The organism is Pedobacter ghigonis (assembly GCF_903166585.1).
Classification (GTDB): domain Bacteria; phylum Bacteroidota; class Bacteroidia; order Sphingobacteriales; family Sphingobacteriaceae; genus Pedobacter; species Pedobacter ghigonis.
Window position 1 is genome coordinate 54502 of the sequence record NZ_CAESCM010000008.1, and the last position, 26350, is coordinate 80851.

Annotated in this window: 18 protein-coding genes; 6 read left to right on the top strand and 12 right to left on the bottom strand. The window is 43.4% G+C overall.

All coding sequences use genetic code 11. From position 1 onward, the window contains the following. The first annotated feature begins 337 nt into the window (after positions 1-337). Genes HWV58_RS12855 through HWV58_RS12870 form a run of 4 tightly spaced genes read left to right on the top strand, consistent with a single transcriptional unit; the run spans position 338 to position 5855 of the window. Positions 338-3172 (top strand): DUF11 domain-containing protein, encoded by a 2835-nt coding sequence (locus HWV58_RS12855; RefSeq protein WP_175634489.1) that lies wholly within the window; start codon positions 338-340, stop codon positions 3170-3172. Between the two features lie 21 nt (positions 3173-3193). Continuing rightward, positions 3194-3889, top strand: a complete 696-nt coding sequence (locus HWV58_RS12860) for a hypothetical protein (RefSeq protein WP_175634490.1) — start codon at positions 3194-3196, stop codon at positions 3887-3889. Between the two features lie 33 nt (positions 3890-3922). Beyond that, positions 3923-4867, top strand: coding sequence for a T9SS type B sorting domain-containing protein (locus HWV58_RS12865; protein WP_175634491.1), 945 nt, complete (start codon positions 3923-3925; stop codon positions 4865-4867). A gap of 10 nt (positions 4868-4877) precedes the next feature. Further along, complete coding sequence (locus HWV58_RS12870; RefSeq protein ID WP_175634492.1) at positions 4878-5855, top strand: PorP/SprF family type IX secretion system membrane protein; 978 nt, start codon at positions 4878-4880, stop codon at positions 5853-5855. Positions 5856-5868: 13 nt separating this feature from the next. On the opposite strand, the gene HWV58_RS12875 is transcribed toward HWV58_RS12870, so the two are convergent. The 10 genes from HWV58_RS12875 to HWV58_RS12920 form a co-directional block, all read right to left on the bottom strand. Next, positions 5869-6360 (bottom strand): hypothetical protein, encoded by a 492-nt coding sequence (locus HWV58_RS12875; protein ID WP_175634493.1) that lies wholly within the window; start codon positions 6358-6360, stop codon positions 5869-5871. 172 nt (positions 6361-6532) lie between these two features. Continuing rightward, positions 6533-6778 carry a hypothetical protein gene (locus tag HWV58_RS12880; protein ID WP_175634494.1) on the bottom strand — a complete coding sequence of 82 codons (246 nt, stop codon included), beginning with the start codon at positions 6776-6778 and terminating at the stop codon, positions 6533-6535. Between the two features lie 261 nt (positions 6779-7039). Then, entirely contained in the window at positions 7040-8146 is a 1107-nt protein-coding gene (locus tag HWV58_RS12885; RefSeq protein ID WP_175634495.1) for a glycoside hydrolase family 88/105 protein, read from the bottom strand. 28 nt (positions 8147-8174) lie between these two features. Continuing rightward, complete coding sequence (gene uxuA, locus HWV58_RS12890) at positions 8175-9350, bottom strand: mannonate dehydratase (RefSeq protein WP_175634496.1); 1176 nt, start codon at positions 9348-9350, stop codon at positions 8175-8177. A 369-nt stretch (positions 9351-9719) separates the two neighbouring features. Further along, a complete protein-coding gene (locus tag HWV58_RS12895) occupies positions 9720-10064 on the bottom strand; it encodes a hypothetical protein (protein WP_175634497.1) in 345 nt (114 codons plus the stop codon). A gap of 63 nt (positions 10065-10127) precedes the next feature. Then, positions 10128-11495 carry a sulfatase family protein gene (locus HWV58_RS12900; RefSeq protein ID WP_217706998.1) on the bottom strand — a complete coding sequence of 456 codons (1368 nt, stop codon included), beginning with the start codon at positions 11493-11495 and terminating at the stop codon, positions 10128-10130. A gap of 41 nt (positions 11496-11536) precedes the next feature. After that, positions 11537-13207 (bottom strand): RagB/SusD family nutrient uptake outer membrane protein, encoded by a 1671-nt coding sequence (locus HWV58_RS12905; protein ID WP_175634498.1) that lies wholly within the window; start codon positions 13205-13207, stop codon positions 11537-11539. Between the two features lie 10 nt (positions 13208-13217). After that, positions 13218-16283 (bottom strand): SusC/RagA family TonB-linked outer membrane protein, encoded by a 3066-nt coding sequence (locus HWV58_RS12910; protein ID WP_175634499.1) that lies wholly within the window; start codon positions 16281-16283, stop codon positions 13218-13220. A 133-nt stretch (positions 16284-16416) separates the two neighbouring features. Continuing rightward, positions 16417-17490 (bottom strand): cellulase family glycosylhydrolase, encoded by a 1074-nt coding sequence (locus HWV58_RS12915; protein ID WP_175634500.1) that lies wholly within the window; start codon positions 17488-17490, stop codon positions 16417-16419. 243 nt (positions 17491-17733) lie between these two features. Then, entirely contained in the window at positions 17734-19308 is a 1575-nt protein-coding gene (locus HWV58_RS12920; protein WP_175634501.1) for a family 43 glycosylhydrolase, read from the bottom strand. Between the two features lie 286 nt (positions 19309-19594). Here HWV58_RS12920 and HWV58_RS12925 point away from each other — a divergent pair, with 286 nt between their 5' ends. Together HWV58_RS12925 and HWV58_RS12930 are read left to right on the top strand one after the other, a co-directional pair. Next, positions 19595-22777: a ligand-binding sensor domain-containing protein gene (locus HWV58_RS12925; RefSeq protein WP_175634502.1), complete on the top strand. Its 3183-nt coding sequence runs from the start codon at positions 19595-19597 to the stop codon at positions 22775-22777. Positions 22778-22779: 2 nt separating this feature from the next. Further along, positions 22780-23553 (top strand): response regulator transcription factor, encoded by a 774-nt coding sequence (locus HWV58_RS12930; RefSeq protein ID WP_175634503.1) that lies wholly within the window; start codon positions 22780-22782, stop codon positions 23551-23553. 589 nt (positions 23554-24142) lie between these two features. Here the strand turns inward: HWV58_RS12930 and HWV58_RS12935 are convergent. After that, entirely contained in the window at positions 24143-25498 is a 1356-nt protein-coding gene (locus tag HWV58_RS12935; RefSeq protein WP_175634504.1) for a Gfo/Idh/MocA family protein, read from the bottom strand. Between the two features lie 4 nt (positions 25499-25502). Continuing rightward, complete coding sequence (locus HWV58_RS12940) at positions 25503-26240, bottom strand: 3-keto-disaccharide hydrolase (RefSeq protein WP_175634505.1); 738 nt, start codon at positions 26238-26240, stop codon at positions 25503-25505. Positions 26241-26350 lie beyond the last annotated feature (110 nt).

The following is a 26350-nucleotide window of genomic DNA, read 5'->3' on the forward strand; positions in this document are numbered from 1 at the left end:
TATGTAGTATAAATAATACGTAATTATAGCTATATAAAAACACCTAAAAAACAGCCTTTTAAGTTGGTGTAAAATTAACACAGTCCATATTTGAGGGAATAATATTTCAGGTATTTTAGTGTTGAAGAAATCCGTTGAACTGAATTTTACATCTTAAACCAGATTATTAATCCTACATAGGAGTAATAACCTATTGTCTAAAATTTATCTGACTTGCCTTTGCAAGATTTGGGTGAAGCTGGCATGTATGGTGTTGGTTTGAAGGGTGATTAAACCAAACATGATTAAAGCGCTACTTAAGTTTGTTTTTTTTATCATTATTTCCCTCTTACCTGTTATGGCAGGAACGATGGCCTATGCCATTCCTGTTTCGGTTAAAGCTAATCCGTTTACAAATTATCTTACTGAAAAAACACTCAAAGCAAATTACTTTCGGGCAATTAGCTACTCCAAACATTATATCGCCCCCGCCCCATGGCAATACTGGAGCAAGGCTAACGAAATTGTAATTACTACCGATAATACCACAACGGTTACCGGCACCATTAAAAAAAGCGATGGTACCCTGATCGCCACCTTTAGTTGCTCGCAAAATAACCCTTTTACCTATCGTTTTGCTGGCCTACCAAAAGATGCACCTGCGCATAGTTTAAATACGGTAATATCGGCTGCCGGTATTATTGTAGAAGCTACTGCCTCGATTGCTGTTAACCTAAGAAATGTGGCTTCTGATGCATTGGGTACTGATGGAGGCGATGGCGACATAAAAGGAAATGCCTCTTTGTTTAGTTTTGGAGATGCAGCAATAGGCAACTCTTTTAGGGTGGGTTATTATCGCGATGGTAATCTTGCAGGTTCATCCCATACCCCGATATACAGCATTATGGCTATCGAGAATAATACTATCATTAAAATTGCTGGTGTGGCCACAGCTACCTTAAATGCGGGGCAAAGTTATCTGTTTCACGCGCCAATAGGTACTTTGGTCGAATCCTCTTTACCTGCTGTGATGAATACTTCTGCCGATCTCGATGCGCCCGGAGGTTGTGGCGACGGGGCTTTCAACCCTATCCCACCGATATCATCATTAGGAAAAGAATACGTAATTGTTAAAGGAGAAGGCAATCTTACTGCAGAACAATCAACCATTATAGCATCTGAAGCAAATACTACGGTTACCATATCCTATTTCGATGTTGACGGAACACAAAAAAACACGGAAACCGTTACGCTGCTCCAACCTGGCGATAAATACACTTTTAAACATGGTTATGTTTATGGCACTTACGATTATGCAAATAACACTGCGCGCTTCTCTTCTTCTATCATCGTGGCTAATAAAAACGTTGCGGTTTTTTCGGGTACAGGTGGAGTTTCGGGCGGTGGAGGCTGTGAGGTAGACGTATCTGCGCTGGTTCCTATATCAGGTTGTTCGGGTTCTAAACGGGTAGAAACCACTAAGTTTACAGGCTATGTTGCCACAACTGACCTGGCCTATTTCGGTTATATTTTAACCAAAAGTGCCGACCCGATTTTGCTCACCACGATCGGTGGCAGCCCCACCTATACCAATCAGAATATTGAAGCTATTGCCGGCATAGGCACCCGCAAACCGTTGGGTAGCAGCGGACTTTCATTAATAAGCTTTACCAATACTACCATAGGAAAGCCAGGTATTGTTTCCATTACCAGTTTGGGCAGACTTACCATTTCGATGGTGCAGCAGGGAGAGGGTTTCTCTATGTCTAACTTTATAACCCGTTTTCCGGAAATGGCTGAGCAACCTAATGTAAGCCAGACCAATTGTGCCACAGCCACGCTTACTGCTGTTGCCAATGCAGCACCTTACCAATGGTATTTAAATGGAGTGGCTATTAGTGGCGCTACCTCCAATACATATGTAGCAAGTGCATCTGGCAACTATAGTGTTACCTATCAGCTCGAATGTGGTGTCAGTGCTCCTTCATTACCTATTAACATTTCGCTTTGCAATATCGACAGGGCCATTACCAAAACCGTTGATATAGATTATCCGGAGCTGAACACCAATGTTGAATTTACTTTAAAAGCCGAAAATTTAGGCAACGGTAATGCGGTAGGTGTATCTGTTACCGATAAATTACCTGCAGGCTATACCTACGTATCCAGTATTGCTCCGTCGGGGACCACTTACGATGCAACTACAGGAATCTGGACCATTGGCGATTTGGCGAGCCTTGCCAGCGTTACGTTAAAAATTACGGCCAAAGTTGTGCAAAGTGGAGTGCTTACCAATACGGCCACCATTACAGGCTCGCAACCAGATCAGGTAACTTATAACGATCAGAGCAGCGTATCTACCACTACAGGATCGGGCGACCGGATTGTGTGTATCAACACCATTATGGACGATATTATTTACACAATGCCAAATGGAACCAACAGTGTTGTGGTAAGTAACTTACCTGCCGGAATAACCTCTAGCTACAACAAACCTGCTAAAAAATTAACCATTAGCGGTACACCAACTGTAGCGGGTGCGGCGGCTACCTACAGCATTACGACCACGCCTTCATCAAGCTTTAATTCGTCGGGGAGTATTACGGTAAATGGCAATGTAAGTAATCTTTTATTTAACAGCGGCTTAACCAGCAGTCGCTGCATGGGTGCCGGAACCGACACCTATCTGGCTACAGCAACGAACACTACCGGCATTGTTTACAGTTTATCCCCTTTATCGGCAGGTTTAATTAATGCTTCAACCGGGCAGTTAACCTGGTCGGCAGGTTTTTATGGCACAGCTACAATTACAGCAACAGCCAAGGGTTGTGAAGAAAAAACACAGACTTTCTTAGTTACGGTAAATCCTCCGCCAAGCCTTACACTGGGTAGCGACTCGGAGCTTTGCCAGGGCTATAACACTGCCCTGCTAAGTTACACCAACCCGGTAAATAATCCCGTTACCTACAGCATTAGCTGGGTATCGTCGGGTTTTCCGGCCGAAAACAACCTCACTCTTCCTGCTTCAACTATACCTGTTACTGTTCCCATTAATGCCCCTATTGGCACTCATGCCGGGATTTTAACAATTAAAAATGCAGCAGGCTGTACTACACAAATCAATTTTAACATAAAAGTAAATCCAAAACCTACAGCACCACATGTGCTGGTTAACACTAATTCACAATATTAAATCATTTAAAAAAAAATCCCCATGAACAACTTCTTTACCAAAACCGTTTTAATTATTGCTACAATCGTATTATTCGGTAGCTTTTTAACTGTATCTGCACAAACTTTAGAGCCAAATACGGCCGGAGTAAATCTTTTTTGCTCAGATGGTGAACTCACACTGCCTGCTGCCACTGCAGGTACGGACTGGATTGTAAAATACAGTGCAACTTCTACCACTACACCTTCAACCGGTGTTACTTTAACCGGAGGAAATAAGGTTGCCAACGCTGATCTTAAGACAGGTTACTACTACCTCAGTTCAAAATCTACCACACCTGGTTCCTGCGAATCGGAAATGCAGGAAATTCCGGTTTACGTATTAAAACCACTTGTACCCAGCATTGCTCCTGCTAATTTCTGCGTGGAAAGTCCGTTGGCACAGGTAGGTAGCGTTACCAATCCGGAAGATCCAACCAAAGCTGCATTGGTTTATCAGTGGTACACGGTTGCCGCAGGAGCAGAAACCATCATTGCCGGTGCAAACACATTAAGTTATACGCCTACCGCACCAACTGTTGGAAGTATTACTTACCGCTTAAAAGTTGGGTATGAAATTAACGGCAGCAAATATTGCCCGCAAATTGTAGATAAAACCATTACCGTTACGGCTAAACCAACCAAACCAACACTTAGTATCGGCACGGCACAAGGTACAGCAACTGCGGTTACTTTCTAAAGCTACACACCTGTTTCCCGGTAAATCTGATACATGAAACTGAGGTTTTATACCTTCTTGTTGCTGCTATTCCTTTTATTATTTAAAACAAACGGATACAGCCAGGATGCTCCGCCAGGGCGCCAAACGATTACGATCACCGAAGGGTCGTCGGTAATCCTGCGTGCCAGATCGGAAGGGGCCAGCACGTACATATGGTTTAAAGACGGGATACTGATTCAGGAGCAAAATAAATCGACATTGATTACTGCAACAGCAGGATTTTACAAGGTAGCCTCAATTAACAAAGGTGGCTGTACTTCTGATTTATCGGAAGATGTGCAAATACTGGTGGTGCCAGGTCGCCAGGCAGATGTATCGATTACCAAGCGGTCTGCTTCGAGAACAGTAGTAAACGACGAGGTTTTTGAATATTACCTCAATGTAAGAAATAATGGAATAGACGATGCCACAGGTCTGGTGATTGAAGATAAACTACCTGAATACCTGAGTTTCGAAAACCTTTCGGCACCTACCGACGGAACCGCAGATTACGATCCTGCATTACGCACCGTGAAATGGAAAATTGACGGGCTGGCCAACGGAAAGTTTGCCGAACTGGTGATTAAAGTGAAGTCGAAACAAATGGGGCTGGTTAGCAATACCGCAACAGTAAGTGCCAATGAGACCGATCCGAACCTCAGTAACAATACCTCAACCGATAACAAAGAAATTTCGGGTTTAAGAATACCAAACGTGTTTACGCCTAATGGGGATGGCAAAAACGAAACGTTTTACCTCGAACACCTGAATTCTTATCAATTTAATGAGGTTACAATTATTAACCGCTGGGGAAGTACAGTTTACCAAACCTCCGATTATAAAAACGACTGGACAGCGCCTGGCCTGAGCGATGGCACCTATTTTTATGTAGTGAAAGTGAAAAATGGCAGCGCCGACTGGATTGCCTATAAAGGATATGTAACTGTGATCAGATAAAATAAACAACATGAAAACGATAGCGAAATTAATGATGGTGATGATGTGTTGCTTTAGCAAAGTGGTTGTTGCACAGCAAGACGCACAGTTTGGACAATATGTTTTCAACGGCATGTACATTAACCCTGCCTATACGGGCTACAAGGAAGAACTGTACTTACAGGCTTTTGCCCGTGCACAGTGGACGGGTGTTAAAGGCGCTCCGCAAACGCTTTCTATCTCGGCCGATGAGGCCATTAACGATGAAAGTCTGGGCATAGGTGCCATAATTACCAAAGATAAAATCGGGGCACAAAACTCGTTAAATGCTTCGGCTAATTTTGCCTACCGCATTAAACTCGACCGTACCGAAACCAACATACTGGCCTTTGGTCTGGGTGTTGGCGTAATGCAGGCAGGCCTGAACGGAAATTTACTCGACCCGATTGAGCAGGGCGACAACCGCATTCCGCTGGGTAGTGTAAGCCAGATTACGCCCGATATCAGGGCAGGTATCCATTATTCAAACGAGAAATTTTTCATCGGTTTCTCTGCCAATAATTTACTGAGCAAGAGTTTATCGTTATTTGGCGATTACAAATTACTGAATCTTAAGATTCAGCCGCATTTTTACCTAAGCGCGGGGGTTGCTTTACCCTTTGCCCAGGATTTTGTGTTTAAACCCACTTTCTTAATTAAAGATGATTTACATGGCCCAACCTCTCTGGATATAAATGCTTTTCTTTTGGTTAAAGAACGTTTCTGGATTGGTGGGGTGTACAGAAGTTCGGTTAAGCTATATCCTAAATCTAATTTGCAAAGCAATTTAACTGCAAGAAGTGCAGTGGGATTCATTTCAGAGCTTTTTGTACGCGGCAACCTGCGCATTGGTTATGGTTACGATTATAGCTTAAATAAACTCAGCAATTATGATTATGGTTCGCACGAAATCTCAGTAGGTTACTACCTGGTAACCAAAAAAAGCCGCAGGCCTAAATGTTATTTTTAATACGGATTACCCATTATTTCCAGGCGGTGAAAGCAAATTGAACAGCTTTCTTTTCTACCTTTCTTTTTTCTTTATTGGCATAGATAAAAAGGTACTTCGCATCCGAACCGGGCTTTTCGGCATCAAATTCGAAGGCTGCGAAATCATTTTCAGGTATTAATTTACGCGCAATAACCTTTTTAGGCAGGTTTAGGGTAAAGTAGGTCAGGTCTTCATTCATCACTATTTCGCCAAATTTGGTATCGTCCAGATTCCAGATATCGAGTCTGTCGTTTACGTTCAATGTAAAAGAGATTACCCCTGCTCCCCTTTTCACCTCATCAATATAAGAGGCAAAATTTTGATTTTCGTAAAGCAAACCTTTTTCATACCGGGGTTTGGGCGCACTGGCTTGCGATGAAGCAGTAGCCGGTTTTTGAGGCTTTTCAGTTGCTTGTTGCGGATTACCGGTACAGCCGGAGAACAAACTGGCTACCATGAGGTAAAAAACGGGTCTTTTCGTCATTTTTTCTTAAAAGCTAATTATTTAGTTGCGTCAGCCACGACTACCCTATTTGCGTATTCCAGATCGAAGGTTAGGCACTTGGCTATGCATGCTAACTGGCGGCTAAGCCTTGCTTGCAAAATACGCACCAAATATTACGATTAAGTTTAAAGGAGATTTTTTTACCCGAATTTTAAAGGCTTACCTCAGCGCAACTGGTATAACGATCGAGCATATCAATCACTTTGTTATTTAGATTGCGTTGATTCAGCGGTAAAAGACCAAATACCTGCATCAATGTGTTTGTACTAAGGTAATCGTTCTGGGTGGTAAAAATAGTAATGGAAAGTAAGTTACAGAAGTCGCGATCGATAGTGGATGGCTTAATTTTTTGAAGTAAAGCCGTTCTTAAATCCTGCAGTTTTTTAAAGTCGTTCATTATTCACTAAAATAATCCGACTAAATTAAGTGTCCACCAGGCAGGCTGCAACTGCACATTGACAAAAGGCAAGGTGAAAATTAAAAAAAATATTTTTTCAGGGCATAAATCTGTTATAAATGAAAGCCTTTGGGCATTGAAATGAACTACAGATAACCCGGGGCGAGTACCCCGGGATTATCATATTGTGCAAAACCGGCCTGAAGATACGGCTGGTGTAAAACCAAATACAGCACAATGAAGCTCTTTTTTTAAGTTGATTTATTTTTCCATTAGTGCCAAAACGCACCAGAGGTATGGCGATTGTCCATGAGAGTCGCCTACGTTACGCGGGCGATCGTAGTAATACTGCCTGTCGTTCTTTTTATTTGTGCCTACGCAAACTTCGCGTACATCGCCATTCTCATTAATGTAAGGCACCATAGCCAGCCAGGCTTTTCGGGCAACCGGTGCATATTCTTTCTGGTCTAGCCAGCCCTGTTTTACCCCGCTAATTAAGGCATAAGCGAACATGGCTGTTCCCGATGTTTCGGCCCAGCAATCTGACGCATCTATCAACTGGTTCCACATGCCCGAAGGGCTTTGAAAATCTTTCAGGCTTTTCATCATTGTTTTATAGCCATCCAATATCCGCGCACGGTCTTTATTGTCTTTAGGCAACAGGCGCAAAATTTCTGTCATCCCCGCAGCCATCCAGCCATTGCCACGTCCCCAATAAAAAGGTACATCTGGCGCATGATAAAAAAGGCCGTTAGGGCGTTGCAACTCATCCAGGTAGTGCACCATTTCTGCAGCAGCACGATCGAGATATTTCTGGTTTCCGGTTGCTTTATAGGCCTGGGTTTGCACAATGGTAATCATATACATATCATCAATCCATAGCCGGGTTTGCCAGGTAAAACCTTTATCGGCCCAGGCTTTCTGTTGTGCATTCGCTTTTTCGGGCAGCTGCCACTGGGTATCGGCGTAAGGCAAGCCCAGGTTAAGATACTTTTTGTCTTTGGTAGCCAGATAAAACTCCAAAGGCAAACTACCAAACATGTTCAAATCCACATGGTTCATAATCGGCAGCAACTGTGTTTCCTCAGCAGTAAGCTTGTCGAAACGCGCTTCGAGCAATGAAAACAGCTTTTTATCTTTTGTTTTTTCGGCAAATTTCAGGGCACCTGTCCAGTTGAAAGTTTCGGGATAGCTAATCCACTTGCCAGCGTGAAGCATGTGTTTCCGGTCTAAAAACCGGTAAGCCAGTCGCTTGCCTACTTCTTTGGGGCCAAAGCCTTCGGGAAAATCTTTTAACAGATTGCGCTGCGCAAATGCATACTGACAGGAAATGAATAATACGAGTAAAGCAGAGAGTTTTTTAGTCATACAGGTTTATATTTTGGTTAATGTTGGTTTAATAATTGCCGGTTACGCCAAGTTCAAGTCCGCGTAGTTCGGCCAAACCTCTTAAACGGCCAATGGCTGAGTAGCCCGGGTTGGTTTGTTTGGCCAAATCATCGAGCATTTGGTGACCATGGTCGGGCCTGAAGGGAATTGGCTGCTCGCGCAGTGCGTTTTCTTCGGATAAGGCTTTCATGATTTCGTACATATTTACATCGCCAGCCAGATGGCCTGCTTCGTAAAAACTGCCATCCTCATCTTTAGTTACATTGCGCAAATGCGCGAAATAGACCCTTTCTTTAACGGCATTGAATATTTCGAGGGCATTGTTATCCATCCCCGCTCCCAACGATCCGGTGCAGAAACATACGCCATTAAAAGGCTGGTTTACGCTTTGCAGGATATAGTTAAAGTCGTCGAGGCTACTGGCGATTCGTGGCAATCCTAAAATAGGGTAAGGAGGATCGTCCGGATGAATGGTCATTTTAATGCCTTCGCTTTCGCATACCCCGGCAATGGCTGAAAGAAAATATACCAGATTTTGGCGGAGGCCATTAAAGCCGATTTTTGCATATTCATCAATGCTGCTGCGAAGCGCTTCCAGCTCAATTTCCTTTTCATTCGGGATGCCCATGAGCACATTCACACGCAGTTCAGCTAGTTGTTGCTGGTTTAAAGTTGCAAATCTGGCTTTCGCCCGCTCCAATACAGATTGAGAATAATCGTTTTCTGCCCCATTTCTTTCCAGGATGTACAGATCAAAAACTGCCAGATCGATCCAGTTAAAATACAAAGCTTTAGCTCCATCGGTCATTTCTAAATCGAGCTGCGTGCGGGTCCAGTCTAAAACCGGCATAAAGTTGTAGCAAACAATTTTGATCCCGCACGCTGCCAGATTTTTGAGCGATAATTTATAGTTTTCAATGTAGCGGTCGGCATCCGCCCTGCGGGTTTTGATGGCCTCGTGTACAGGTACACTTTCCACTACCGCCCAGGTTAAGCCCGAAGCCTCGATAATTGCTTTACGCTCCAGGATATCTTCAACTGGCCATACTTCGCCATGTGGTATGTGGTGCAATGCGGTTACAATTCCGGTTGCCCCAGCTTGTTTAACGTCTTGTAAGGTAACCGGGTCGGTTGGACCGTACCAACGCCAGGTTTGTGCTAATTTTTTATATTTTGAATTCATCGTTATTTATAAAGTTTATTTGAAATCCTCTGTAGTAAATAATCAGCGCTCTCTAATTGGCTATGTAAAGAAGTCAAGTTTTATAGCGCAATGGTTGTTAAACTTGATTTCTTGTTTTTTTTAAATCCCCTACAGTAAATACTCAGCGCTCTCTAATTGGCTATGTAAAGAAGTCAAGTTTCATAGCATACTGGTTGTTAAACCTGACTTCTTGTTTTTTTTGAAATCCCCTACATTAAATAATCAGCTCTCTAATTGGATATGTAAAGAAGTCAAGTTTTATAGCGCACTGGTTGTTAAACCTGACTTCTTGTTTTTTTATGCTGTTTGATCGAGATGACCATTACTTTTAAGTTGATGGCGGGGCCATTAATCAAAAAACTTTTCCTTTAGAAAAATATAATCTGATACTACATTTACCATGGTTTGATAGTAAACATTCTTGTTCAGGCCTTCGCCGCTAAAAGTTACCACATGCCCCATACCGCCATCAATTTCGGCAAAAACCATCTTGAAATCGGGCGAATACAACCAGGTATGCGCTGCCACATCGGGCAAACTAACCTCACAGGCTACATGGCAAACTCTCGGCTTACTATCTTCAAAATTTAAGCGATAGGTTACGGGCAATTCAACAATTCCGTAGCCCAAAAGGTCAATCAGAACGTTTATATTTTTGGCCTTTTTTCCGGTTATTTCTTCCGTTATCTTCATAGGGCGCAACTTTAAAGCGCTTAAGGATTCATTTCTGTACATCAAATTCATCTTACATGCTGTTTAATGGTTAAAAGGAATATCAACCAAAGCGCCTTCATCGCCCTGCGCTTTCATCCATTTTTCGAGCTCAGTTTTGAAAGCCGATATCGTTTTCTGACAGGCCTTATCGTGGGCCAGGTTATGCAATTCGTAAGGATCTTTCAGCACATCGTAAAATTCAATTGCAGGCCGGTTGGTTACTCTTTTAAGCAAAAAATTTGCTGCTTTATCGTTGGCTGCCTTTTCCTTCCACGATTGCCAAACACCTAAATCGCCGGCTGTGTTGTACCATTTGATGCCATAGGTTTTCTCAGGCGATAAATTCAGGATCAGCTTATATTGATTACTGCGAATGCTCCTGCTGGGATAGGCCGGCCCTTCGGGAATATTGTTATACATGCCGTAAGCATAGGCCCTGGCCAATTTCGAATAGCCTTTAAATACCGGCAAAAAGCTTTTGCCATCGAGGATTTCTATTGTTTTTCCTCCTGCAATATCGATTAAGGTTGGTGTAATATCTTCGTATTGCACAATAGCTGCCGTTGTTGTTTTGGGTTTGATTACTCCTGGCCAGCGTACAATCATCGAACTTTTTTGTCCGTAATCCCAGCAGGTCCATTTACCACCGGCAAACTGTGGCCCTTGTTCGCCCAAAAAGATAAAAATGGTATTTTCTTCCTGCTTATTTTTTTTAATTAGCTGCATCAAATCACCTACCTGATTATCCAGCCGCCTTATTTCGGCCAGGTATTTCCTGAACTGCGCCCGGGTTTCTTTGGTATCGACCAGATTGGGTGGCAAAATCAGTTTTTCGGCATTAAATTCGGTCGGGTCGCCCTGATCCCAGGGCATGTGCGGGTTAATACTCATTACGAAAAGGCAAAAAGGCTTATCTCCTGCCGTCATATATTTTTCGATGCCTGCCAGGTCGTATTCATCATTACTGGAAACACAATTGGGCTGAAAGCCTTTAACCAAATCGAAAGGAAAAGAACTGACAGGTTTTGTGCTGTGATCTTTTCCGGTTAAGCCCACTTTATAACCCAAATCTGCCAGATAATGGCCGATGCTTTTTACATTCGGGTAAACGGGTTTATGGTTCTGGTACGAGCCATGCCTGATGGGATACAAACCGGTAAAAAGTGAGGCCCTTGTGGGCACGCAAGTAGCATGCGAAGCATAAATGTTGTTAAACTGCAATCCTTCGCTGGCCAGTTGATCAATATTACTGGTTTTCAAATTTTTAGCACCGTAGCAGCTTAACTGCCGGCTGTCTAAATCATCGGCCATGATAATGACCACATTGGGCTGCTTATGGCTTTGCTGCCCATAACTCAATGCGGGCAGCAAGCACAGGCTCAGCAAGCATACCATTACAGTTGTTCTCATTAATTTGTTCTTTTATTTACCTGGGTTGATCAGTAATACAATTAGTAACCCGGGTTTTGTGCTAATTTGGCACCATTGTTACGCTCAATTTCTGAAGCAGGAATTGGCCACAGGTTATAAGTTGTTAAAACATCATTATAATAAGGATTACATTTTTTTACGCGATCGTACACCAAACCCAGGCGCATCAGGGTTATTCTTCTTTTCTCTTCCGAGCCAAGTTCGCGCATGCGTTCATCCAGAATGTAATCGATATTTACGTTTGCCGGCAACACAGCCGAGGCATTAGACCTGCTGCGTACAGCGTTAATATCTGCGGCAGCTTTATCCAGCTGACTTAAGCCTAAATAAGCTTCGGCCCTGAGCAAGTAGGTTTCTGCCAGTCTGAACATGTACTGATCGGCATAAGTCCCCCCCGCACTGGCTTTAAGCAAAAGCTGCGATTTATCCTGAAACATGCCATCAGGGTGATCGCCCGGAGTAGTCACTTTCGATTGGAAAGCGTAAAAATCCCTGCGTGGTACGGTAATACCTGCCGGTGGATTAATGGTAGATATGGTTTGGCCAAAACGCGGGTGCGCCGGATTGGTTACTTTAAACTCGCGTACAAAATTGAAAGGCGCATTTCTGAGGTCGTTGTTAAAATCGCTCTGCCAGATTACATCTGAAAAATATTTGGTTGGTATAGCCCAGCCAATACCCCGGCCACCTGTATAATCGCTAATGGGATATAAAAACGGCTGAACACTGCTACCCGCAAGCCTGAAATTGAGAAATTGCGGTGCAAAATGCCTCTCCATTTGGTAAGAACCACCAATACCTGTTGAAACAGTACCTCCTCCCGGCACATCGGTTTCGAACTGGATTACCCAAAGTCCTTCTTTGTTGGTGCCGTTTTTTCTGTTTTGGTTACCTTTTTGAAACAAATCCCAGTACACATTTTTGGTTGCATCCGAAGCTTTAACACCAAATCTGGTTGTCATTAGGCCCACATTGGGGTTACTGATTACAGTTGATGCTGCATCAACAGCATTCTGGAATTGCCCCGCAGCAAGGTAAACTTCCGATAAAAGGTGAGCTGCTGCCAGGTTATTGATTTCCCCATCCTGAACCTGGTTAATGGCCGGCAGGTTTGCAGCTGCAACTTTTAAATCGCTGATAGCCTGATCCAGTACCGCCGTTTTAGGTGCCCGCACATAATCTGTTTTTGCACCTACGGCCTCAGTGGTATTTAAAGGCACACCGCCGTATAAATAGGCCAGTGTGCGGTAAGCCATCCCCCTGAAAAACTTAGCCCTGGCTTCCATCAAAGTTTTTTCTGCACCGGTTAGTGATGAGGCAGGAAGCCTGTCGATGATGGTATTCGATTCTGCCACGATTTTGTATAGGGAAGTCCAGTGGATTAGCGGAATTTCGGTGCTTAACGGCGAATAGGCAGCAATCATATTGGTATGCCTGGTAGTAGCAGGCTGACCATCAAAAACAAGATCGCAGCCAAATACATAATCGAAGGGCCTTTGCTCGCCGCTGCTGTAAAATTCGAGCCTGACACGGCTATATAGATTGGTAACCGCCGCATCAAAATCTTTAGCGGTAATGTAAGCGTTATCGGTAGTTAAAAAATCAAGTGGTTCTTCATTCAGGAAATCTTGCTTACAGGCAGAAAACAGGATCGTAAATGCAGCTATAATGGTAAGGGTTATCTTTTTCATCGCTTTTAGTTTAAAATGTAACATTAAGGCCTACTGCGTATCCTTTAAATACGGGTCTTCCATCGTTTGTTAATCCCTGGTTGGTTTCCGGGTCCCAACCTTCCCAGTTTGTCCAGGTAGCCAGGTTTCGGCCGCTTACAAATACATTTAAGTTTTGCAATTTCATCCGTTCAATCAGTTTGCCGGTAAATTTGTAAGAGAGCGATACGTCTTGTAAACGCACAAAACTGCGGTTTTGAAAAAGTGGCGGATTTAGTGTGGCCGATACGATAGAACGCGGGTATTTGCCTTCGGGATTATCGGGCGACCAATAATCGATCCCGCTCAGATAGTTGTTTCTAATGGCATTATCATCTCTGATAATTCTTGGGGTATTACCAGCGAGGTAAGAGTTTTTACCGCCCTGAATCGAGTTTAAGAAAATGCTCAGGGTAAAATTCTTATACTGGAAATTATTGAGCAAACTTAAGCGGTAAGCCGGAGCCGATGAGCCTAAAACCGCCCTGTCGCTCGCATTAATTACCCCGTCACCATTCTGATCTACAATGCGGTAAGTACCCGGCGAATAACCTGTCGGGATTTGCTCCCCAACCTGCCAGATGCCGTTCACCTGATAATCGTAAATTACTGCTGTTGGCTGACCGATGAACAGACCACTTTGCGGCAAATCATCTTCTACACCATCGCCGTTTAAATCGCCCAGAAGTTTAACCACTTTATTTGCGTTACGGGCGAAATTTAAGCTGGTATTCCATTGAAAACCGCCGCTATTGATGTTTTTTGAGTTTAAAGAAAGCTCTACACCCTGATTATTTAACTGTCCGATGTTGGTTAACACGTTGCTAAAACCTGTAATTACCGGAATATTAACCGAATACAAGAGATCGGTCGTTTTGGTGTTATAATATTCTACTGTACCCGATAAACGGTTTTTAAGTAGCGTAAATTCTAAACCGATATTGGCACCAGTGGTACGCTCCCACCTTAAATCGGGATTCGACATGCCATTTACCTGCTGCCCAAACTGCGTAGAACCACCATCTCCAAAAACATAAGCGGCACTTACGCCAACATTGGCCAGCGATGAATACCTGGAGGTTTGATTGCCGGCAACCCCGTAACCTACCCTTAATTTCAGGTTATCAACCCAGTTTACTTTAAAAAACGATTCTTTAGAGATATCCCATCCAACAGATACTGAAGGGAAAATACCGTATTTGTTATTTTCGGCAAAGCCCGAAAATCCGTCTCTTCTAATGGTACCGGTAAACAGGTATTTACTTTCGTAATTGTAGTTTAAGCGGAACATCTGATAGTTTAAAGATTCTTTCCAGGCGTTTGAAATCGCAAACCTGTTGGTTCCCTGTTGCAGGTTATCGTAACCCAATGTTAACCGCGAAAAGCCGGTTGAATAAGCCCTGGTATAACTGTTTTCGCGCTCAATGGCACCATACAACAAAGTTCCAGTGAAGCTGTGTTTGCCAATGGTTTTGTTGTAGGTTAACAGGTTATCGAAGGTATAATCGTAATAAGTGGTGTTTTCTTTCGAAGCCTGCCCGGTTAAGTTGGCATCGTACATGTTTGAAATGTTCTTAAAGTCGAGGCGATAATTGTTACCGAAACTGATTTTATAGCTCAGGCCTTTAACCGGCAATTGTACGTTACCATATACATTGGCGAAGAAATAATTGTGGCGGTCGTAATCATCAGCCTGATAGCTCAGCAAAGGATTGGTTAAATTGGTACCAAAAGGGTTAATCTTCAGGCTACCGCTATTATCCCAGGGCAAAATCAGTGGCGACATCAGGTTGATATCGGTAAAATTGGGTTCCACACCATCCTCATTTACAAAAGTTCCGAACGATTGTAAACCAATGGTTAACCAGTCGGTTGCTTTGGTTTCGATATTGGCCCTGATGCTTTTTCTTTTGAAAACATCGTTCTCAATAAAGCCCGAATTGCGGGTCAGACTTCCCGATAACAGGTAATTGATTTTATCGGTTCCGCCCGATACGCTCAACTGGTTATCGATTATCGAGCCTCTTTTGGTGGCTTCATCGTACCAGCTAAAATCATTCGGCAACAGGTTTCCCTGCGCATCTTTCATCGATGCATCTACCTTGCTGATCAAATCGAAGGCCGGATTGGGCTGTGTAAAACCGGGTGCCAGAAAAGCCTGGTCATAGTACAAATATTTAATGTGATCCAAATACTCATCGCGGGCCATTGGTTTTAAATCGATATTGGGCTTTTGGGTAGCATATTGGGTTGAAAAAGAAATCCGCGTGCGGCCAACAGTACCTTTTCTGCTGGTAATGAGCAGCACACCATTGGCAGCCTGCGCACCATATACGGCAGTGGCACTTGCATCTTTAAGTACATCAATAGAAGCAATATCATCCGGATTGATTGAAGTGAGCGAACCGTTGTATTGCACACCATCTAAAATGATGAGCACATTCTGGTTACCTCCTAAAGTGTTCTGCCCCCTGATGCTGATACCTGGGGTTGCTCCTGCACGGTTAACCTGCCCTACGTTTAAGCCCGGCACTGTTCCCTGCAAAAGGTTGGCCACGTTTGTAGTAGGTGCATTCCTGAAATCGTCTAAATTTGCCCGTACCACCGAACCGGTAACATCGGCCTTTTTTTGGGTACCATAACCTACTACCACGACTTCGTCCAGATTAGCCTGGGCCGATTTTAATACGATGTTGATATTTTTAAGGCTGCCAACCTGTTTTTCCTGCACATCGTAGCCTACAAAATTAAAGGTAAGAATGGCTTGTTCGTTCGGAACGGTTATTTTGTACACTCCGTTTTCGTCGGTTACGGCAATGGTTTGGCTATCTTTTACTTTAACCGTTACGCCAGGTATGGGCGATTTTGTTTTTTCGTCTGTTACTTTACCGGTTATGATAATATCGGCGAGGTTATGGCCGGTAATCAACAGTTTCTTGTTTGCCAATTCATCAGCTGCTTCCTTATTTCCGGCATTTGCATTTAAGAAAGCAGCAGATATGGTGACTTGTAAAAATGTGAGGGCTATAATTTTTTTTAGTAAAACGCTATATTTCATATTTGGTTAAGTTTTGTTTTTGGTTGTGTGGGGGGAAATCCCGGTCGAAATACCCCAAACATGTTATCAGAAGTCCTTCGACTACCTGTCACGATTTATCGGGAGACTAAGGATTACAGTCTTATGAACCGGTTTATTTTCCGTTCAATTTTTTAATCAGGTCGGTTTCATCTTTGCGGTACGGGCTTCCATCGGCATTAAAAATTTCGTGGAACCACTCAATCGGTTCGCTGCCATCAGCAAGCGGGGTATCCCATGCAAATTTGGTATTGGTTTTACCGGCAACAAAGCCCCAGTTAATGGCACCTACATTTTCTTTTTTCAATAGCGGAAGGATGTTTGCAAAGCGACTGTTACGACTTCTGGCCATGTATTCGGTACAAATGAGCGGGCGGCCGCTTGCTTTCAGCAATTCGAGTGTTCTCTGGTGCCAATCGGGTGCTTCGTAATTGTGGTAGGTAACAATATCCGAATTGGCCAGCTGCAGTTGATTCAGTTTTTCGAAATTCCATTTCCATAAACCTATGGTAATGGGTTGGCTCGGATTTATCGTACGCGCCCACTCGATGGTTTTGGTTAATAATGGAATGGTATTTTCGAGTTTACCGCTGTTACCCGGTTCGTTGTATAAATCCCACATCAATACCCTTTTATCATTGGCGAAGCGTGTTAAAACAGCTTTTACATAGGTTTCGAGTTCGGCAAAACCGGCAGTTTCCTTGTAGGCAGGGTCGCCCGGATCTTGCAACCAGCCCGAATTATGTACGCCCACTTTGGGTTCGGGTTGCTTGCCGGTAGCCGAAGTTTTGTTCCAGCAATCGTCAAAAAACACAAACATCGGACTGATCTTGTGCTTATCGGCGATCGTCAGAAACTGATCAACTCTTTTTAAAAAGCCTTCAGGATCTTGTTTGTAAGCTTTGCTATATAAAAAAACCCGCAAAGTATTGAAGCCAATGCTGTTGGCCCAGCCCAGTTCTTTATCTATTAAATCGGGGCTAAAAGTATCAGCCTGCCACATTTCGAGCTGATTAATGGCATTTGCCGGAATATAATTGGCACCCGTTAGCCATTGGTGGCTCTTGTACCACTCGTTTGCTTTGGCTACCGACCAAACTTCTGCTGTGGCTTTTTTATTTTGTGCAACAATTTTACCAGTGCCAATTGCAATTAAAAGTGCTATCGATAGGAAAAATTTAGACTTCATGGTTTATACTTTGGTTATGCTTTAATTAGAATATTTAAAAAGATTGGGAAACTTTACTATTAAATCGGCATTGCCCTGGTTGTATTGACAAGGCATTGATGCTGGGTGGAATATTTGGTTTCTTCATTTCAAAGTAAGAGAATGTAGCCTGAAAAATTTGTTCAATCTTTTGTCGTTTTATATCAAGTTGTGCTATAAAAGCAAAAGAGCAGCCCTAATGTGGCTGCTCTTTATTTAATTGGCTTACTCTCCAACCGGAATCGGAATGTTGATACCTGTGGCAACTGCAGTGCCGAAATTGGGCGATCCATCGGCATTCCAACTTAGTTTCTGCATCCTTGGCGTTCTTGCTCCGTTTGTGGTATTGGCTACACTTCGGGCATGGTATATAAACCAGTTTTCTTTGTGCAGTACTCCATTCGGATCGGTATAACTACTGGTAAAGAAACCATTGTGGCCAGGCCCGTACACGCCATTGGCATCACTCTTAACAAAAACCTGTTTTTTATTAATCCAATCTGCCGGTACCAGCGGATCGCCTCCTGCTTTAAGCTGAATTTGCGCCAAACAGTAATTATCACTGCTGTAGCGACTGGCCGAGTAAATGATAAACACGGGGCTACTGGCATCTTTTTGCAGCATAATTGGTCCTTCGTTAACACCGGCACCCAAAGCGCCGCTAGGTTCGTATTTCTCCCAGTTATTGGTTGGCGATGATATTTTTACCCGATCACCGCTGATGGTCCATGGATCGGACATGGGTGCAATGTAAATGTATTGCTTAAACTTAGTGGCCACGTTTTCCCAACCCGACCAAATGAAATAATTTGCCGAACCAATCGTCAACACTGAGCCATCTATCGCCCATTGATCGCTCGGATCGCTGATTTTACCTTTAAAATTCCAGGTTCCTGTCATCGGGTCCGCATTGGGGTTTTCGAGCACAAACATGCGGTGGCTTACATCTCCCCCATCATTTGCTGCAAAATATAAATACCATTTGCCCGACAGGAAATGCAATTCGGGTGCCCAGATGTTCGAAGAATAAGCCATTCCGGCAGGTGGAGTCCACACTACCGATTCAACCGCTGTAGAGAGCAGCGACATTGTTTTGGTTTTCCGCAATCCGATTTTATTCCCCCGGGTGTACATGAAATAATAATAACCGTCTTTCTCTGCCACATAAGGATCGGGCCTGCTGGCATCAATCAGCGGGTTCTGAAAATTGGTATCGTGAAAATTAAATTGGGCCTGCGTGCCTGTTACCGTCGTTGTTTGCCTTATTTTGGTTCCAGGTGTACTGCTTTCCGGGTCGACAGTCATTTTCATACCGGTTGCTTTATTGGTAACCGTGTAAACATTATTGCTCCCTGTATAATCGATGGCCCATTGTTGTGCATCGCTGCCATCATCTGTTCCTTGCTGCAAGATATCGCCCGAAGTTGCCGAAGGCGATTTGAGGCATTTATTGCTCGTTACATTCACCAGTTTGTAATAGGTGGCATCAATTTTTACCAGTTTCCATTTCTGGCCATTGTTAGGAAACCACCACCATTGCTGGATCGCGGCATTTTCGGCGGTAGAATTGCCGGTTACTTCGACCACAGGCCCATTAGATAACGACGATACGCCCCTGATGCGGTAAACTGCCCCATCAATTAAGGTACCTAGCGTGGGTGCAGCAGCGATTACATTTTGCAGTGCAAGCTTTCCGGCCTGGTTTTCGCCTTCAATAATACCGGTTGATGGTCCTTTTTGACAAGAACCAGCTAAAATTACCAGCCCTGCGGCCAGTTTAGCTAACATTTTGTTTCTCATAAAAAAATACTAAAACTGCAATGGCATAGTATAGCCGGTAGAAGATTTTGCAGTAAGGTTTATAATTTGGTTAATTGCAAAATCAAAGTAAAACATTGGTGCCCGTAAAATTTGTTCATCTTTTTGTCGATATGTCTCAAATCATGCGTTTTTAAAAAGCCAAAAACAAATTAATACACTGACAATCAACAACTAAACACCAACACCTCGCAAACACTTAGAGCCAGCTCAAAACAGGGTCGGTTTAACGTTTCGATTTATCTCTATATTTGATATTGACTTTACTATGCGGTTTCTTTTATCTGTTTGTTTATTGGTTTCTTTTTTTGCAGTTTCTACCTGCGAAGGGCAATCCTATTACTTTAAACAATACCAGGCCGATGATGGCTTAGCCCACAACTCGGTTAATACCATTCTGCAGGATAAAAAAGGGATGATTTGGGTAGGCACCAGAGGTGGTTTGAACCGCTTTGATGGCTATACGTTTAAAACCTTCAAAAATGAAAAAAGTAAATTTGGCAATATTGGCAACAACATTATTGTAAGTCTGGCCGAAGATAAAAAAAGCATGTTGTGGGTGGGTACCGGTCGTGGTGTTTTTAAATATGATCCGCATAAGGAAGTATTTACTCCCCTTGAGTCTACGCTGCAAAAATACATCAACTCCATTTTAGTCGACCGGCAAAACAATCTGTTTTTTTTAGCCAACAGAGAGCTTCACAAATATACGCAGCAGGATAACCAGGTGGTAAACCTGAACATTAGTGCTGCCTGTATCGCGCTCGATGATCGCGGCAATATTATAATTGGCAATGATGACGGGCAGCTGGTTACCTACAACCCGCAAGCTAAATCTAAAACCACGGTAAGTATAATCGACCAGCGTGTACCTGCAAACCGGCGATCCATTAGCAAAGTCTTTCCTATTGCGGATAACCGCATATTGGTTGGCTGCTTTAAACAGGGTTTAAAAAGTTATGATCCAAAAACGGGCGAGATCAAATCGCTGATCCTCAAAAACAGTGATAATACCGATATTTATGTGCGCGACATTACTGCCGGCGAAAAGCAGGAATACTGGATTGCCACCGAATCGGGTATCTACATTTATAATCTGGCAACCAACACCAGTCAAAACCTGCGGAAACGGGCCGGCGATCCTTATTCTATTCCCGATAATGCCGTTTATACCGTTTGCAGGGATAATGAAGGTGGCATGTGGACAGGTACTTATTTCGGTGGATTGAGTTACTTCTCCAAAAACAACGCAAGGTTCGAAAAATATTTTCCGCTGGTAGGCACCAATTCCATTTCAGGAAATGCCGTACGGGAAATTTGTCCGGATAACAAAGGCAATTTGTGGATTGGTACCGAAGATGCCGGGGTTAATAGGTTTAATCCTAAAACGGGGATTTTCACCAATTATACGGCCAATGGCAAATCCGGAAATTTATCCTACCCCAACATCCACGGCCTGCTCGCTTTAGGCAACCAGTTGTTTGTAGGCCCCTTTTTGCACGGAATGGAAATTGTTGATATTAACAAAGGAACGGTTAGGGATCGTTTCAAAACCATTGGCGAAGAAAATGAGCAAACCAGCGATTTTGTGCTTTCCATTCACCTGGCTAAAGATAGTACCATTTACGTAGGCACCGGTTACAACATGGGCTCCGGGCTCTTTACTTTTAACCCAAAGCAAAAAACATTTAAGCGGGTTAAACAGATTCCGGTAAACTCTTATGTTTACGATATCTGGGAAGATCGCTTTGGTAATATCTGGACCGGTAGCGTATCGCGTGGTGCATTTTGGTACCACCCCAAAACAGGCAAACAAGGCAACATTACTTTCGGCGATAAAATTAAAAACAGTACCGTACGCGAATTTCCGGTGTGTGGGATTATGGAAGACAGCAACAAAGCCATGTGGTTTACTACCGAAGGTGGCGGTTTAATCAGGTTAAGTCCGGACAGGAAAGTATTGAAAAAGTTTACCACCGAAACAGGCTTACCAACCAATATCCTTTTCCGCGCACTCGAAGACAGCTCTAAACATTTGTGGATAAGCTCGCTGAAGGGTTTAATCTGTTTTGATTTGCAAACTGAAAAGTTTAAGGTTTATACCAAATCCAACGGCTTAATTACCGATCAGTTTAACTTCAGTTCGGCCTATAAAGATCCGGCCGGGCGCATGTATTTTGGCTCGGTAAGGGGCATGATTTCTTTTAATCCCAAAGATTTTGAGCAGAAAGATACCGCTCCCCCTACCTTCATTACCGGTTTTCAGATCAACAACAAGGAAGTTTTTCCGAACGACAAAAATAGTCCGCTCACCAAATCCATTTCCTTTACAGATACCATTGTGCTTGCCCACGATCAGAATAATTTCAGTATCGAATTTGCGGCGCTGAACTATTCCTCGCCGGAAGTTACCCGTTACGAATATGTAATGAAAGGTGTAGACCTGGCCACCACCTACCTGAACAACAACCGCAAAGCATATTTTACCGATTTATCGCCCGGCAATTACACCTTTTTAGTTCGGGCAAAAAGTAATGTAGAAAGCTGGGCTGGTAAAGAGCGTCGCCTTTTTATTAAGATCAAACCGCCTTTCTGGAAAAGCATTACCGCTTATGTTTGCTATCTGTTGATGATTGCAACCGCACTTTTTCTGGCTGTCCGCTATTATCACCGTTACATCGAGCGTAAAAACCTCAATAAATTACAGTTGTTCGAGCACGAAAAAGAGAAGGAGATTTATCAGGCTAAAATTGAATTTTTCACCAACATCGCGCACGAAATACAAACCCCATTAACGCTAATTTTGGGCCCTGTTGAAATGATGATAGACCAGGCCGAAGGGCAGCCCTTTAAAAGCAGCCTGCTGATGGTCGAAAAAAATGCCAACCGTTTAGCTAAGCTAACCAACCAGCTGCTCGATTTCCGCAAAACAGAAATGCACCAGTTTGGTTTAAACTTTGTTAACACCAATATAAACAGCCTGTTAAAAGAGCAGATCGAAATTTTCAAACAGGAAGCACTGAAAAGAAATATCGGGTTGGATTTAGCACTACCCAAAACCCCGATAATTGCCTTTGCAGACCGCGAAGCTTTGGTTAAAATTTGCAACAACCTGATTTCGAATGCCATCAAATACGGAACCAGTCAGGTGAATGTGCGTTTAAACACTTCAGCCGAAACAGAAGGGCACTTTACCATTACCTTTACCAATGATGGACGGGGCATTCCGCCGCAATACCATGCGCAGATTTTCGAACCCTTTTTCAGGTTATACGGAAAGGATAAACCGGGTACCGGTATCGGACTTTCGCTTGCCAAATCTTTATCCGAATTGCACAATGGTTCGTTAAAATTAGTAGAAAGCGAAGTTAACCAGGTGGTTTTCGAGTTAACTTTACCCATCCACCAAAAATTTGAATTTAAACTGAGTAGCTGGAAAAAGATAAAATAGATATGACCGACAGTATTTTAATTATTGATGATAATGAAGATATCCTGGAGTTTCTGACACAGGTTTTTGCAGGCACCTATAAATTACATCTGGCCATTAACGGAGAAGTTGCGCAGGAAATTCTGGATAAGGAGATTATCGACCTGATTATTTCGGATATCATGATGCCTGGCATTGACGGTTTTGAGCTCTGCCAGCTGATCAAATCAAACGTGGAATATTGTCACATCCCGATTATATTGCTTACCGCTAAAAATACCTATAAGGCCCATATTGAAGGCCTGGAAGTAGGTGCCGATTTATATATCAAGAAGCCGTTTTCGCCGCAATTACTACGTTTGCAGGTGGCAAACCTGTTGCAAAACCGGTTAAAAATTAAAGCCCATTTTGCCAGCTCACCTTTCGAAGATGTACGTGTAGTGGCCAATTCTAAAACCGAAGAAGCATTTCTGAAAAGGCTGGATGAGTACGTACGCAAAAACATTCAGGATCCCTATCTGGATATCGACCAGCTTGCCGAACACATGCACATGAGCCGGCCTACGCTTTACCGTAAAATTAAGGCCATTTCGGCGCTATCGCCAAAGGAGCTGATTGATGTTACCCGGTTAAAAAAAGCCACCAAGTTAATTGCCCAAAACGAATTCAGCTTCTTCGAAATCGCTAAAATGGTTGGTTATGGCTCGCAAAGCCTGTTTAATAAAAACTTCCAAAGGGATTTTAAAGTATCGCCACAGGAGTATATGAATTCGCTGAGTAAGGATGGAGAAGGATAAATTAATTTTCCTCCTTATCAGAAATCGTCATTCCCGCGCAGGCGGGAATCCTAATTACCGTCATGCAGAATTTATTTCAGCATCTCTACGATAGAATTTCCCTGTACCGTCATGCTGAACTTCCGCCCGGCCGGTCGGACGGGTGTTTCAGCACCTCTAAAATAGAGAGACCCTGAAATAAATCCGATAGCTATCGGATCAGGGTGACGACCATAAAGGGTTTACCTTCAAAGTGGACTTAGATCAACTTTCCTCACCAAACCTTCATGGCCAAGCCTGGAGAGTTTCCCCTTACCGGAAACCGTCATTCCCGCGCAGGCGGGAATCTTAATGCTTTGGCTGCAGGCAGGTAAGCTTACTACGATGGGTTGGTAAAAGCATTACTGCAATTTCAAATAGCGATCGTTGTAAGATTGCTTCGTCGTTCCTCCTCGCAATGACGATTCTTCTATTAGGTTGTCAATGATAGATTTCTCCATTCCGCCACCGGTGAAAAACCGGCCGGCTTCAGTCGAAATGACGATTATTGTTCCTATAAACCAAAAATGCCCGGAAATGATCCAGGCATCTTTGATTGATTGAGCTTAATTTAATATTTAAATACTTTGCCTCCTACCATCACTGCTTTGCGGCTGGGATCGAAGGTTGCTTTTTCTCCCGTACGCACGGCAGCATTCGTCATGATATTGGCAATAGAATGTTGGTAACCTGCTTCAACAGGTGCATTAGGTTCTTTTCTACTGCGAATACATTCCAGCCAGTTGCGCATGTGGTTCGAACTCAACACATCAGCCCCGGTATTGGCCGATGCCGCCGCAGCCGATGGTGCAGCCAGCTTAATTTCGGGCAGCAGGTTAGGCTTCATTTTCATTGCAGCCGCAGCCCTCGCCGTTAAACCACCTTGTGGCGAAATGGTATTGGTAATCAGGTTTAACTCTCCACCGTTCGAATAGTAAATCTCGGCTGGTTTTTCATCGCCATTGTGCATCCTCGAGGTAAATACCACCTGGAAACCTTTGGTCAGATCATCAAGCGGGCCATAATCAAACACCGCAGTTGTGGTATCCCAATTCCGCCTGCCATCTTTCCACTGGTAAATACCGCCGTTTGCGGTAACACTACGCGGATGCGACAGGCCGGTAAACCAGTGCACGGTATCAATCTGGTGGCTCATCCATTGGCCCGGCATCCCTGACGAATAAGGCCAGAACAACCTGTATTCGAGGTAAATTCTTGGATCAAAGGCTTCGTAAGGGCAGTTTAATAAAAAGCGCTTCCAGTCTGTATCCTGCTCTTTCAGTTTGGCCACCAAATCAGGCCTGCGCCATCGGCCCGGCTGGTTTACATTCCAGCTCAGCTCTACCATCGTAATATCGCCAAATTTGCCTTGCTTAATAAAATCAGCAGCGGCCTGATAATTTTGTCCGCTACGGCGCTGCGAGCCAATCTGCAGGATCTGTTTCGACGATCTTACCGCTTTCAATGCCGCATTGGCATCATCCATGGTTTCGGCAAAAGGTTTTTCGCAGTACACATCTTTTTTATGGTTAACGGCTTCGATAGCATGTAGGGCGTGTGCAAAATCGGGCGTACTGATAATTACAGCGTCCAGATCTTTCAGGGCATAAAGTTCGTCGTTATTTTTACAGGTGGTAATGTCATGACCAATCTTGTTTTTAATATAATCTGCTCCTAAATCGCGGCGGTAATTCCATAAATCGGAAAGCGCCACAATATCAAAATTCAGTTCTTTATGGTGATTTAAAAAGCAAGGGAAAAGGGTATCTTTAAAACGGTCGGAAAAGCCAACCACCCCAACCCTAACCCTGTCATTAGCACCAATAATATTGGCATAACTCTTTGCCGACATGCCAAAAGTACCCACATAGGTACCAGCAGCAGCAATGGCGGCCTTTTTGATAAAATCTCTTCTCGATTCTTCCATGGCCTTAACGAAGTGTTTTAATTTTAATGTTTTTGTACGAAACCTGGTTACCGTGATCCTGGATCAGGATGTGACCTTTTGGAGCTTCGCCAAAGTTTTTCCATGTTTTGTATTTACTACCGGCTACCAGGGCTTTAAAATCGGCCGATCCACGCTCGTACTCAACCACTTTTACACCATTTAACCAATGCTCTACATGGTTGTTCGGATAAACCCTAACCTCACCACTGTTCCATTCGCCAATAGACTTAATTACCGAAGCCGGTTTGTTTGAAGGAATCAGATCATATAAAGAACCCAGTTTGCGGTTGCCGTTTTTACCCAGTTTAGCATCCGGATGTTTTTCATCATCCAGCACCTGAAATTCCAGGCCGATGCCCGATAAATTGGTTTTCTCTTGCTCGGTTACAAAATATTTTACACCACTGTTGGCTCCGGGGCTAAGTTTGAAATCGAATTTCAAGATAAAAGCCGAATATTCAGCTGTGGTTACAATATCACCTCCCGATCCCTGCTCTTTTCCGTTTGAAGGCAATACGGTTAAAATGCCATCTTTAATTTCCCAGCCTTTGGCCGGAAATTGTTCTTTAAATATGGCACGCCAGCCGCTTGCATCTTTACCATTCCAAAGCAATTTGAAACCTTCCTTTTTTTCGGCCTTGGTTAAGGTGTTTTGTCCATAAGCCATATTTACTGCAAAAATGCCTAAGAGAAGCGTGTAAATTAACCTGTAGTTTTTCATTAATTTTAATTTTATAGTGATTTTATATGTGTTTAAATGGAGTGGTTAGGAAAACGATAATTTACATGCGGTAAATAATGTTTAATCATTTCAGCTTTATCCATATCCTG